This window comes from Rhodocyclus gracilis (assembly GCF_009617575.1).
Taxonomy (GTDB): domain Bacteria; phylum Pseudomonadota; class Gammaproteobacteria; order Burkholderiales; family Rhodocyclaceae; genus Rhodocyclus; species Rhodocyclus gracilis.
Map to the genome: position 1 here is coordinate 561,024 of NZ_WIXJ01000002.1, position 12,744 is coordinate 573,767.

The window sequence follows — 12,744 nt, forward strand, 5'->3', positions numbered from 1 at the left end:
GATGTCTTCCTGATTATTCGAGAGTGAGTCGCGCCACGTCGTCCTTGCTGCGCGGCGACAGATCAACCGATTTGCCCTTGTAGCGCACCGTAACGTGCGTCGCGTTACCGACCACCAGCGTAAACGGCGGACGGCCGTCGACGCGGCGTTCGCTACCGGCGGGCGAAAGTTGCGAGAAAACGATCTGACCGCTGCGATCGCGCACCTCGACCCACGACGGTTGGGCGAAGCTGAAGGTCAGTTGGGCATCACTTGCGGCCGGCGGCGTACTCGACGCAGCGGGTGCCGACGGGGCGGCCGCCGCAAGCGGCTTGCTAGCGGCGGCAGACGTCGCAGCATTTGCCGGCGAAGCGGACAACGCGGATGGCGTTGCCGTGGCCTGTGGCGAAACGGGTTTAGTGGAAACCGCGGGGGACGGCACCGTAGGCTTGGCCGATGCGGCGGCGGCAGGTGCCGACGGCGCGGCGGGTGCTTGCACCGCAGGGGCGGCAGGCGTAGCGAGCGGGCGAATGCCGGTGTCCTTTACCGCCTCTTTTCCTGCAACCGCCTCCTTGGCCGGGTCTTTCGGCAACTCGCGGGACGGCGCGGGCGCGGCAACCGGACTCGCCGGCGCGGCGGCCGGTACGGTCGGCGCCGTTTTGTCGGCATCAGCCGACAAGGCTTTATCGCCCTCGTTCGCGGCGGGGGCTTCGACGGGTTCGGCCGGTGTTGCCTCGGCGGGGGACGACGTCTCCGTTGCCGGGGCCGCGTCGTTGTTCGCGGAACGGTTGGCCCAGAAATTCTCGGGGACCAGGAAATAGACGGCGAAGGCGAGCACGACGAGCGCCAGGCCGCCAAGCACGACCAGCGTGTCGCGGCGTTCCGGTCGGCCATCCTGCGGCAGGGTTCCGCCAGCGCCCGGCGGCAGCGCCAATTTTGGCGGCGGCGCCACTGGCTGTTCGGCGTCCAGCGCGACCAGCAGCGGCGCGATGTCAATCTGCAGAAGGCGCGCGTAATTGCGCAGGAAACCGCGCACGAAGGTAGGGCCGGGCAACTGCGACCAATCGCCCGACTCCAGTGCGGCGATCTGGCGTGCGCTGAGCTTGAGGGATTGCGCGGCTTCAGTCAGCGTCAGACCTTTTTCCTCGCGTGCCGAACGCAGACGGCCGCCTACATCGAGCGGCAGGGGCACAGCCGCCGCCAACTCGGCAGCGGCGGGTCCTGCAGGCGCGTCAACGGTCGGCGCAGACGTAGCCTCTACCGATGCTGCCGGCGAAGCAGAGGCAGGGGAGGCATTCTCTGACACAGCGATCTCTGCGATATCAGCAACCTCCCCGGCCGCCGCAGCCACCGGAGAGGCATTCGTAGTGCTGGCTTCCTTCGCCACCTCCGCCGCCTCCGGCGGCGCAAGGGGCGAGCGTTCTTCGCTCATTCGTATTCGCCCTTCAACAACGACTGGTCTTCGGGAGACCCGGAGAGATGCCGTCAACACACGCGGTGTCGCGGTAGATCTCCGGGCGATGTTCGGTACGCGCCATCCGTCGATCTGACGGACGCGCATGCAGCGTGCAGCAAACGCGGGGCGCCCGGCCGGCGCCTAACCGGGGAGCATTGTAAGTCGTGACTGGCTTCGCGTCAGGAGAAGCCGCCGCGCGCAAGCAAAATCGCTGGCACGGCGCCATCAATCGGCCTCGCGAATATCGATGACGCGGCGTCCGGTACGGCGCGTGCGGTCCTCGACCTGGCCGGCGAGCTGGCCACAGGCCGCCGCGATATCGTCGCCCCGCGTCTTGCGCGTCGTGGCGACGATGCCGCCCTCGAGCAGAATCTCGACAAAGCGACGAATGCGCGGCGTCGGCGAACGGCGGAAGGGCGAGCCGGGAAATGGATTGAACGGAATCAGGTTGTACTTGCACGGCACCTGCCGGGCAATCGCCAGCAAGGCGCGCGCGTGGGCGTCGCTGTCGTTTACGCCATCGAGCATGACGTACTCGAAGGTAATGAAATCGCGCGGCGCCCGCTCGATGTAGCGGCGGCAAGCTGCCAGCAGCTCGCGCAGCGGGTATTTCTGGTTGATCGGCACCAGCTGGTCGCGCAGCGCGTCGTCCGGCGCGTGCAGGGAGACGGCCAGCGCCACCGGGCATTCGTCGCGCAGTCGATCCATCGCCGGGACGATGCCGGAGGTCGACACGGTCACCCGTCGCCGCGACAGGCCATAGGCGTTGTCGTCGAGCATCAGGCGCAAGGCCGCCAGCGAATTGTCGAGATTGGCGAGTGGCTCGCCCATGCCCATCAGCACGACATTGCTGATGATGCGATCGCCTTTGGGATCAGCGCCGAGTGTGCGGTTGACCTGCCACAACTGGCCGATGATCTCGGCCGTCGTGAGGTTGCGGTTGAAGCCCTGTTTGCCGGTTGAACAAAACGCGCAGTCGAGCGCGCAACCGGCTTGTGTCGAAATGCACAGCGTGCCGCGATCGTCTTCGGGGATGAAGACGCTCTCGACCGCGTTACCGGCACCGACGTCGAAGAGAAACTTGCGCGATCCGTCTTCCGACAGACGGTCGGCCACAATCGCCGGCGGCGTGACTGTCGCCGATGCCTTGAGCGTTTCGCGCAGGCTCTTGGCGATGTCGGTCATCGCGTCGAAGTCGCCGACGCCGCTGCGATGCAGCCAGCGCAGCACTTGCCGGGCACGGAAGGGCTTCTCACCTCGTTCGGCGAAAAAAGCCGTCAGCCCGGCGGCGTCAAAATCGAGCAGATTGACAGGCATTGCGGGTCAGTCGACCGTCGACGCGGTAGCGGACGGCGCATGGCGGGCAAGCCCACCGACGCGCCGTCCGCACACCGAATCAACGACCAGCGAAGACGTTGAGCGTCGGGAAGAAGAATGCGATTTCGACGGCAGCCGTTTCGGCAGCGTCGGAGCCGTGCACGGCGTTGGCGTCGATCGAGTCAGCGAAATCGGCGCGGATGGTGCCCGGCGCGGCCTTCTTCGGATCGGTGGCGCCCATCAGGTCGCGGTTCTTCAGGATGGCGCCTTCGCCCTCCAGCGCCTGGATCATCACCGGGCCGGAGGTCATGAACTTGACGAGATCCTTGAAGAAGGGGCGGTCCTTGTGCACGGCGTAGAACGCGCCGGCTTCCTGTTCGGACAGCCAGGCCATGCGCGCGGCGACGACCTTCAGACCAGCGCCTTCGAAGCGCGAGTAGATCTGGCCGATGACATTCTTGGCGACGGCGTCGGGCTTGATGATGGAAAGAGTGCGTTCGATTGCCATGAAACAGTTCTCCAGAGAGGAAAGAGAGGGGAAAAAGTACTCAGCGAGCGTCAGTGCGACGGGAAATTCCGGGACTGCAAAGCGCGCGGCGAAATGTCCGCACGCAGGCCGCATCGGCACGGAACCGGTGATTCTACCAAGAGTCCGTGACGATTGCTGATTTGCGCGGCACACAATGACGCAAGGGAGCAACGGATAACTCCGTCACTCCCTTGCCGTGGAAGGCGGCGCGAGGCCATGAGCCAGCGCCGCCAGCAGCTACATTAACCCGAGCGTCTTCGGCAGCCAGATGGAAACAGCCGGCCAGTAGGTGATCAGGATCAGGAAGCAGAGCATCGCCAGCAGCCACGGCCAGATGGCGACCGTCAACTCGGTGATCCCCATCTTGGTGATACTGGAGGTCACGTAGAGATTGAGGCCGACTGGCGGGTGGCACATGCCGATTTCCATGTTCACGATCATCAGGATGCCGAAGTGCACCGGATCGATCCCCAGCTTCATCGCCACCGGGAAGAGAATCGGCGCGAAGATCAGGATGATCGACGACGGCTCCATGAAGTTGCCGGCGATCAGCAGGATGATGTTCACACCCAGCAGGAAGGTGAACACACCCAGACCGTGGTCGAGCATCCAGCCAGCGAGGGCTTGCGGGATGTTCTCGTTGGTCATGATGAACGAGAAGAGGACGGCGTTGGTGATGATGTAGAGCAGCATCGCCGACATGTTGGCCGAATTGAGCAGTACCTTCGGCACGTCTTTGATCGTCATGTCTTTGTACACAAAGACAGCAACGAAGAAGGCATAGACCGCGCTCATGGCCGCCGCTTCGGTCGGCGTGAAGATGCCGGAGAGGATGCCGCCCATCACAACGACGACCAGCACCAGTCCCCAGACGGATTCGCGGAATGCCGTCCAGCGCTCGGCCCAGGTCGCCTTCTTCTGGCGCGGGTAGTTGAATTTCTTCGCCCGGTACCAGGTCACGGTGCCGAGCACCAGCGCGAGCAACAGCCCCGGAATGACGCCCGCGATGAAGAGCGCACCGATCGAGGTGTTGGTCGACACCGAATAGACGACCTTGACGACCGACGGCAGCATGAGGATGCCGAGCGAACCGGCAGTCGCGACCACACTGGCGCCAAAGCGCATCGGGAAGCCCTGACGCACCATTTCCGGCAGGATCACCGAACCGATGGCGACCACCGTGGCCACGCTCGAACCACAGACCGCCGCGAACAGCGCGCACGCCAGAACGCCCGCCAGCGCCAGACCGCCGTGCCAGTGCCCGACGAGCGAGACAGCAAAGTTGATCATGCGCCGCGCCACGCCGCCGTGCGTGAGGAAGTTGCCGGCGAGGATGAAGAACGGGATCGCCATGATCTCGAACTTCTCGATCCCGGTGAACAACTTCAGTGCCACGGATTCCAGCGGCACCTGCGTCATCGTGAAGAGGAAGGTAAGAACGGTCAGGCCGAGCGAAATGGAGATCGGCATGCCCGTCAGCATGAGGGCCGTCAGCAGCCCGAAGATGACGATGACGCTCATTGACGCTCTCCCTTGCGCGGCTCGCCAATCGATTCGCGAACGAGATCGCGGGCGTGCAGGTTGTCGGGGAGATTGAAGCCGTCGGCATCGAGCGGCAGCTTCGCGTCTTCGATCCCTTCGACATGGCCGTGATCGTGCGTCGGCAGCATGCCGGTCCGCAGGAAGTTCACCGCCACCTGGAGAAAGCGGAAGCACATCAGGGATGAGCCCAGCGGGATGGCGCTATAGACCATCCAGGTCGGCCATTCGAGGTCGGGCGTCGTCGGCCCCTCGGGCACGTCGCCCACATCGGCGCCGATGAGGGTGAGGTAGGCATGGTGCGCGCCGTTACCCCAGATGAAGTTCGCCCCCAGAGCCGCCACGGTGCCCGTAAACAGGGCGCCTGCGCACAAGCCGAAGAGAATGAAACGTCCGCGCGTCTTTTCGTCCAGACGATTGATCAGGACGTCGACCCCGACGTGGATGCCGGTGCGCACGCCATACGCCGCGCCAAACTTGGCCATCCAGACGAACATGATGATACAGAGCTCCTGTGCCCAGCTGAAATTGAACCCCAGAAGCCAATCCTGGACGCCGGGAATCGGCATCCCTGCCAGATAGCGATGCACGACGGCGACGAAAATGATCGTCGTCGCCCCGCCCATGAGGAAGGTAATGATCCATTCCTCGAGATGATCAAGCCACTTCATTGCCAGCCTTTCATGCGGCGAAGCCTGCCCGGAACGTCGTCCAGACAGGCCTCATTGCGCCGATTGCCCTTACAGCTTGGCGGGATCGAATCCCGTTTCCTTGTGGATCGAGTCGATCAGATCCTTGCCAATGCGCGACTCCATCTTCAGATAGACCGGCACCAGCGCCTTCTTGAACGCCTGACGCTCTTCCTTGGTCGGCACATAAACCTGCGTCTTGCCGCTCTTCTTTACCGACTCCAGATCCTTGTCGTTCTGATCCTTGGCGATCTTGTTGGCGTAGACAGTCGATTCCTTCATCGCCGTTTCCAGCTGAGCGCGCACGTCGGCGGGCAGACCGTCCCAGAACTTCTTGTTTACGATCACGGCGTAACCGAGGTAGCCGTGGTCGGTGAGCGTCAGATACTTCTGCACTTCGTGCATCTTCTGCGTGTAAAGGTTGGAGATCGGGTTTTCCGTACCATCCACAACGCCGGTCTGCAGCGCCTGATACACCTCGGAGAAGGCCATCACCTGCGGCAGCGCACCGATGGTGCGCATTTCTTCTTCCAGCACCTTCGACGACTGAATGCGCATCTTTTTACCCTTCAGGTCAGCCGGCGTCCTGATCGGCGAGTTCGCCGAGAAGGACTTGAAACCGTTGTCCCAGAAAGCGAGACCGAGGATGCCCTTCGGCTCCAGCTTCTTCAGAAGGCTCTGACCGATCGGGCCTTGCGTGACCTTGTGCAGTTCCGGGTAGCTGTCGAAGATGTACGGCAGGTCGAAGACTTCAAACTCCTTGACGCCCAGCGGGCCGAACTTGGCCAGCGACGGAGCCAGCATCTGCACGGCGCCCAGTTGCAGGGCTTCCATCTCTTCCTTGTCCTTGTACAGGGTCGAGTTGGCGTACACCTCAACCTTGACCTTGCCTTTGGTCAGCTCTTCGGCGCGCTTCTTGAAGAACTCGGCGGCCATGCCTTTCGGCGTATCGACGGCGACGACGTGGCTGAACTTGATGACGATCGGCGAATCAGCGAACGCGGTCGCGGACAGCGCACAGGCCGCCAGACCGAGTACCAGTGCAGAAATTTTCATGTTATCCCCTCATCCTTGGTAGCAAAGCTCGTTGGCAACAGACGCCCGGCAAAGCCCTCCAGCCAAGCGTGCGGCGGGATGTTACCGATGTGAGACAGCGCGGCTATTGTGGATATCCGCAGGGTTTCATTCGTTTTTGCATAAAGCGCTCATTCGCCGACAAATCAGCGCCATCGGCAGCAGCGACGGCGGGCAAAGTTCGGTAACATTTCCGCCATGAAAAGCCCGCCTCCCTTTCGCAGCAAAGCAAAAACACAAGCCTGGCCGAGCTGGTATCTCACCGTCCCCAAAGTCGCCGTCGCCCTGCTCCTCTGCCTGCTCGTCGCCTTGCTGTGGCTGCTGCGGCAAAACGAGGCCGAGGAGCAACGGGCGACGCTGATCGCCGACGTACTCTGGTTTGAACAGAACGTTCGCTTCCACCTCGACGGCAACGCCGAACAGTTGCAGCAACTGGCCATCGACCTCGCCCTGAGCACGGACGACACGCAACTCTTTCGCACGCGCGCCCGCCACATCCTGCGAAACAGCCCGGAGCTGATGCAAATTCGCTGGGAAGACACCAGCGGCACTGCTCTCGACGCTCTACCGGCGCCCGCGCCGGGCGCCAAGGACCATGCCCAGCACGGCGCCGACGAGGCGACCGAAGCGCGCACCCGCGAAATGGCGAAAAAGCTCGGCACCGCCGTCTATTCGGATGTGCAGACGGGCGCCAGCGGCGCTTCTTTCACCCTGCACGTTCCAGTCAACAGCGGCGGACGCCTGCGTGGCGAAATCGTCGGCGTGTACTCGCTCGACTCGCTGCTCATGCACCTGACGCCCTGGTGGCTAGCCGAGAAATACCAGATCCGCCTGCTTGACGAGAACGGCAATGCCTTGGCCAGCAAATCGAGTGTCGCGCCCGTCGACCCCCTCCTCAGCTACAAGCTGCCCTTCGACCCACCGGGCTACGGCCTGCTCTTCCACGTCACTGCCTACAAGGTCGCCGGCAGCGTCGCTCAGGCCCTGATCGCGACGCTGATCCTCATCCTCGCCGGGGCGGTGCTGCTGAGTTTGTGGGTCGTACGCGGCCTGATCCAGCGCCGTCTGAAAGCCGAGCAGGCGCTGCGCTCAGAACACGCTTTCCGCAAGGCGATGGAAGACTCGCTCACGGTCGGCATGCGCGCCCGCGATCTCGAAGGCCGCATCACCTACGCCAACCCCGCCTTCTGCCACATGGTCGGCTTCAGCGAGGAAGAGCTCGTCGACCATCTGCCGCCGATGCCCTACTGGGCGCCCGAAGAAATGGAGCGCAGCGAAGCCATGCTGCGCGCCGTGCTGGCCGGCCGCGCCCCCGGTGAAGGCTTCGAGCTACGCTTCATGCGCAAGAACGGCGAACGCTTCGACGCGCTAGTCTACGAAGCGCCCCTGATCGACGCCGACGGCGAACACACGGGCTGGATGGCCTCGATTCTGGACGTCACCGCGCGCAACCAGGCCGAAGAAATCGCCCGCCAACAACACGAAAAACTCCAGTTCACCTCGCGTCTGGTGACCATGGGCGAAATGGCCTCGACGCTGGCGCACGAACTGAATCAACCGCTCGCCGCCATCGCCAGCTACAACACCGGCTGCCTGAACAAACTCGAATCGGGCGACTACACCGAAGACGAGCTGCGCGAAGCACTCGGCAAACTCGGGGTGCAAGCGCAACGCGCCGGCCATATCATCCGGCGCGTGCACGATTTCGTGCGCAAGAGCGAACCGAAGCTGGCGCCGTGCGATCTGGCCGAAGTCATCGAGGACAGCATCGGTTTCATCGACGCCGTCGCCAAAAACCGCAACGTCCTGATCGTCCGCGAAATCCAGGGCATGCGCCCGGAACTCATGGCCGACCGCGTGATGCTTGAACAGGTCTTACTCAACCTGATGCGCAACGGCATCGAAGCCATGGACGAAGCGCCGCCGGAGCGACGCCTGCTGACGATTACCCTGCGCCGAGTCGACAACCAGATGCAGATTCGCGTCATCGACCGCGGCTCCGGCATCCCGCCGGAAGTCCAGGCCCGCCTGTTTACCCCGCTGTTCTCGACCAAATCCGAAGGCATGGGGATGGGCCTCAACATCTGCCGCTCGATCATCGAGTTCCACCACGGTCGGCTCTGGCTCGAACCCAACCCGGCTGGCGGCAGCGTCTTCGTCATCAACCTGCCCATTCTCGCAAGCACCCCGGCACCATGAACGAACCGACACCTCCCCGCGTTCACCTCGTCGACGACGACGAAGCCATCCGCGACTCCCTTGGCTGGCTCCTCGAATCGCGCGGACTCATCTGCCGCCCCTACGCCTCGGCGGAAGAGTTTCTCGCGGCGTGGACACCAGCGCGCGCCGGCTGCATCGTCCTCGATATCCGCATGAGCGGCATGAGTGGCCCGGAAATGTTCGATCAGCTGCGCGAACGCGGCAGCCTGACGCCAGTAATTTTCCTCACCGGCCACGGCGACGTGCCGATGGCCGTCGCTGCCATCAAGAAAGGCGCCTTCGATTTTGTCGAAAAGCCCTTCAATGACAACGAACTCGTCAATCGCGTCGTCGACGCCCTCGCCGCCGACGCCCGGCAACGCCAGGCCACGCATTCCGCCGGCTCGCGTCAGGCACAACTGGCGCGCCTGACGGCACGCGAACGGCAGGTCATGGAGCTGATCCTCGCCGGCAAATTCAACAAGGTCATCGCCGACGAGCTCAACATCAGCATGCGCACGGTAGAAGTTCACCGTGCCAACCTGTTTGAGAAGATGGGCGTCAAAACCGCCGTCGAACTCGCGCAGCGACTCGCCTCGCCCGGCAAGGATTAGGCAACGCCAGATTCAGACGCCGCCCGATTCCCGCCATTCCTGCCAGCGCAGGACGAGCCCCGGTTCGCCGGGCGCGCAGGCGTAGGCCGCGTCGACGCCAAGCCCCGCCACCCACACGAGATCGTCGCCACACCACAAGAAAGGCAAACGCTCACGCTGCCAGGGCGGCAGCGCGTGTTCATGCAGCAGCTTCTTGACGCTGCGCCGGGGTCGCTTGGCATCGGGGCGCAACCGCTCGCCGCCTGCGCGGGGCGCGAAATACAGTTCGCGTCCCGCCAGACGCGCCCGGCTGATCCCCTCGCCGAAAGCCGCGCCCATCGAGATGGGCGCGCCGCCCCACGGGAGCGCCGCCCCGGCATCGAGCGACCAGTCGAGCCGAGCCGGCAGTGGCGGCTGACGCGGGCAGACAAACAACTCGCCACGAAAGACGCGCAGATCGCCGTCCGCCGTGCTCAAGCAGAGCGTCGGAGTCGAGGTCGCCAACTGTCGGAGCGCCTCGTCGAGCCAGCGTGCATCGGCTGCGCGCAGGCCGGCCATGCGCATTTCATGGCGCAACAGATTGCGCGCGCGCGCGGGCGACAGCGTCTGCAAGCCGGCAACCGGTAGCGGCCCGCCCGTCGGCGCCAAGTGCGAACGATCCGCCTGCGCCAAATCGTCCAGCAACTGCGCCGACTCGGCGAAGTGCTCTGCCGCGCGGGCAAGCGCAGCGCGGGCGCCGGGAAACAGCGGTTCAATCTCCGGCAGGATTTTGTGGCGCAGGAAATTGCGGCGCAGCTGAAGGTCCGTGTTGCTGTCGTCTTCCACCCACGAAAGGCCGCGCCGGGTCGCGTAGGCGGCGAGTGCGGCACGCGACTGAGTCAAGAGCGGCCGGATCAGGCGCAGCGCACCGTACAGACGACGCTCTTCCGGCATCGCCGCCGCCCCGGCCACGCCGGCACCGCGCAACAGGCGCAGCAGCACGGTTTCCGCCTGATCGTCGCGGTGATGGGCGAGCGCCAGCCAGTCGGCGTTGCACTCGGCAAAGGCGGCGTAACGCAAACGGCGCGCCGCCGCTTCCAGCCCTTCGCCTTTGCTGTCGAAAGGCGGCAGCCGCACGATACGCAAAGGAATACCGCGCTCACGGCACAGGGCGGCACAGTGGAGAGCCCAGTCGTCGGCGTGTTCGCTCAAACCGTGCTGCACATGGATGGCTGAAAGACTCAGGGCTGCGAAGCGGGAGCCAACGTGACCAGCGCCACCATCGTCATCGCCGCCGCTGCCGTAGTGGCCGCCACTGCCCAGTTCACCGCTCGTCAGCCGATGCAAGGCATCGAGCAACACGACCGAATCGAGCCCGCCGGAGAGCGCCAGGCAAAGACGATCTCCGGCGCGGAGGCGGGGCTCGAGGACAGCGACGAGCGCAGCGAAAAACGCCGCGTCGTCGCCGAGAGGCTCAGGTGACGGGCTGCTCTTTCGTCCGGCCATAGGCCATCAGACGCTGAAAGCGCGCGTCGAGAAGTTCCTGCGTCGACAGCGCGGAGACCTGACGCAGCGACTCTTGCAGCGCTTTTTTCAGGTTTTGCGCCATGGCGGCGTGGTCGCGGTGCGCGCCGCCGAGCGGTTCGGGAACGACGCGGTCAATCAGGCCCAGCGACTTCAGGCGCGCCGCCGTGATGCCCATGGCCTCAGCGGCGTCGGCCGCGCGTGCGGCACTCTTCCAGAGAATCGATGCGCAGCCTTCCGGCGAAATCACCGAATAAGTCGAGTACTGCAACATCTGCACGACATCGCCGACGGCAATCGCCAGCGCGCCGCCGGAGCCGCCTTCACCGATGATGGTGACGATCACTGGCGTCTTCAGGTCAGCAAGTTCGTAGAGGTTGCGGCCGATGGCTTCGGACTGGCCGCGCTCCTCGGCGTCGATACCCGGATAGGCGCCCGGCGTGTCGACGAAGGTGAACACCGGAATCTCGAACTTCTCGGCGAGCTTCATCAGACGCAGCGCCTTGCGGTAGCCCTCCGGGCGCGGCATGCCGAAGTTGCGCAGGATTTTTTCTTTGGTGTCGCGCCCCTTCTGGTGGCCGATCACCATCACCGTCTGACCGTTGAGGCGCGCCAGACCGCCAACGATGGCACGGTCGTCGGCAAAGCTGCGATCACCGTGCAATTCGTGGAAATCGGTAAAAATACGGCCGAGATAGTCGAGCGTATAAGGACGCTGCGCGTGCCGCGCTACCTGGCAGATCTGCCAGGACGTGAGCTTGGCGTAAATATCCTTGGTCAGCGACTGACTCTTCTTTTCGAGACGGGCGATCTCCTCGGAAATATCGACGGCGGAGTCGTCCTGCACAAAACGCAACTCTTCGATCTTGCCTTCCAGCTCGGCAATCGGCTGCTCGAAATCAAGAAAAGTATTTTTCATCTGCATCGGCCCTCTGTTCGGGGCGCCAATTCTATCCGAAATTGCCCCCCCGCCGCTGCCCCGAGCATCGCGGACGAGCCGCCGCGCCAATCAGTACGCGACTGGCGTCGGATCGAGGCTGCGCCACAGATACCAGGTCGCCACCGAGCGCCAGGGACGCCAGCGCTCGCCGTGTGCCGCCAAGGCGCGCCGCGTCGGCCGCTCGCCGCCGGTGTAATGCCGCGCGACCGCGCGCTGCAAGCCAATATCGTCGAGCGGCAAGACATCCGGTCGCAAGAGATTGAAGATCAGGAACATTTCCGCCGTCCAGACGCCGATGCCACGAACCGCCGTCAGTTCGGCGATCACCTGTGCATCGCTCATCGCCGGCCAATGCTCCACCGCCAAAGCGCCGCGCGCAAAATGATCGGCCAGATCGCCGAGATACTCGATCTTGCGCGCCGACAAACCACACGCGCGCAAGGCCGTTGCCTCGCTCGACAACACCGCCGCTGGCGTGATGGCCGGCAAGGCGGCAACCAGCCTCGCCCAGACACTGTCGGCGGCCAGCACCGAGATCTGCTGGCCAACAATCGAGCGCGCCAGCGTCGCAAACGGATCGCCGCGCGAGGCAAGCGACACATCGGCGTACTCCTCGACCAGCGCCGCCATGACCGGATCGTCCGCCGCCAGACGCTGCGACGCTTCGTGCCAGTAATCGGGAATCATCGTCACGTCCTGAAAAACATCTCAAAAATCACCTGCGCGATACGGCAGGCACCACCCCGGCGCATTCTACCTGCCCCGACCGTTCGGTCCCCCACGCAGCCGCCGTGCGGCCTAGCAACGAACGAAGGCCAACAAGCCGCTGGCAAAGCACTCCGCACACGTACCATCGCCCCGCGCAGCAGCGCACCACGACCCAAGTATTATTTGCCATATACTGAGCAACGCCGAACGCGACATCG

At 64.1% G+C, this 12,744-nt stretch carries 12 protein-coding genes; 3 read left to right on the top strand and 9 right to left on the bottom strand.

Annotated features, from left to right (window positions below):
- Positions 1-13 precede the first annotated feature (13 nt).
- The 6 genes from GHK24_RS05630 to GHK24_RS05655 all read right to left on the bottom strand — a co-directional run bounded on the left by GHK24_RS05630 (position 14) and on the right by GHK24_RS05655 (position 6,565).
- On the bottom strand, positions 14-1,411 hold the full coding sequence (locus GHK24_RS05630; RefSeq protein WP_194286382.1) for a helix-turn-helix domain-containing protein: 1,398 nt from the start codon (positions 1,409-1,411) through the stop codon (positions 14-16).
- 249 nt (positions 1,412-1,660) lie between these two features.
- Positions 1,661-2,752, bottom strand: coding sequence for a dual-specificity RNA methyltransferase RlmN (gene rlmN / locus GHK24_RS05635; RefSeq protein WP_153470218.1), 1,092 nt, complete (start codon positions 2,750-2,752; stop codon positions 1,661-1,663).
- A 79-nt stretch (positions 2,753-2,831) separates the two neighbouring features.
- Positions 2,832-3,260, bottom strand: a complete 429-nt coding sequence (gene ndk, locus GHK24_RS05640; protein ID WP_153470221.1) for a nucleoside-diphosphate kinase — start codon at positions 3,258-3,260, stop codon at positions 2,832-2,834.
- 258 nt (positions 3,261-3,518) lie between these two features.
- Positions 3,519-4,802: a TRAP transporter large permease gene (locus tag GHK24_RS05645; protein WP_153470224.1), complete on the bottom strand. Its 1,284-nt coding sequence runs from the start codon at positions 4,800-4,802 to the stop codon at positions 3,519-3,521.
- Positions 4,799-5,491 carry a TRAP transporter small permease gene (locus tag GHK24_RS05650; RefSeq protein WP_153470227.1) on the bottom strand — a complete coding sequence of 231 codons (693 nt, stop codon included), beginning with the start codon at positions 5,489-5,491 and terminating at the stop codon, positions 4,799-4,801. The genes GHK24_RS05645 and GHK24_RS05650 overlap by 4 nt, the downstream gene beginning before the upstream one ends.
- Before the next feature lie 69 nt (positions 5,492-5,560).
- Positions 5,561-6,565 carry a TRAP transporter substrate-binding protein gene (locus tag GHK24_RS05655; RefSeq protein ID WP_153470230.1) on the bottom strand — a complete coding sequence of 335 codons (1,005 nt, stop codon included), beginning with the start codon at positions 6,563-6,565 and terminating at the stop codon, positions 5,561-5,563.
- Positions 6,566-6,781: 216 nt separating this feature from the next.
- Between GHK24_RS05655 and GHK24_RS05660 the strand changes: the two genes are divergently transcribed.
- A complete protein-coding gene (locus GHK24_RS05660) occupies positions 6,782-8,782 on the top strand; it encodes a sensor histidine kinase (RefSeq protein WP_153470233.1) in 2,001 nt (666 codons plus the stop codon).
- The gene (locus GHK24_RS05665; RefSeq protein ID WP_153470236.1) at positions 8,779-9,396 is read left to right on the top strand and encodes a response regulator transcription factor; all 618 of its coding nucleotides are present in this window, start codon (positions 8,779-8,781) and stop codon (positions 9,394-9,396) included. Before GHK24_RS05660 ends, GHK24_RS05665 begins: the two co-directional genes overlap by 4 nt.
- A 12-nt stretch (positions 9,397-9,408) precedes the next feature.
- On the opposite strand, the gene tilS is transcribed toward GHK24_RS05665, so the two are convergent.
- Positions 9,409-10,716: a tRNA lysidine(34) synthetase TilS gene (tilS, locus tag GHK24_RS05670; RefSeq protein ID WP_340666112.1), complete on the bottom strand. Its 1,308-nt coding sequence runs from the start codon at positions 10,714-10,716 to the stop codon at positions 9,409-9,411.
- Between tilS and GHK24_RS13885 the strand changes: the two genes are divergently transcribed.
- Entirely contained in the window at positions 10,621-10,836 is a 216-nt protein-coding gene (locus tag GHK24_RS13885) for a hypothetical protein (protein WP_340666113.1), read from the top strand. The two genes, tilS and GHK24_RS13885, sit on opposite strands and share 96 nt — an antisense overlap.
- On the opposite strand, the gene GHK24_RS05675 is transcribed toward GHK24_RS13885, so the two are convergent.
- Both GHK24_RS05675 and GHK24_RS05680 read right to left on the bottom strand, forming a co-directional pair.
- Positions 10,829-11,797, bottom strand: coding sequence for an acetyl-CoA carboxylase carboxyltransferase subunit alpha (locus GHK24_RS05675; RefSeq protein ID WP_153470242.1), 969 nt, complete (start codon positions 11,795-11,797; stop codon positions 10,829-10,831). The genes GHK24_RS13885 and GHK24_RS05675 overlap by 8 nt on opposite strands.
- Before the next feature lie 90 nt (positions 11,798-11,887).
- Positions 11,888-12,505 (bottom strand): DNA-3-methyladenine glycosylase family protein, encoded by a 618-nt coding sequence (locus GHK24_RS05680; protein ID WP_153470245.1) that lies wholly within the window; start codon positions 12,503-12,505, stop codon positions 11,888-11,890.
- Positions 12,506-12,744: the final 239 nt, after the last annotated feature.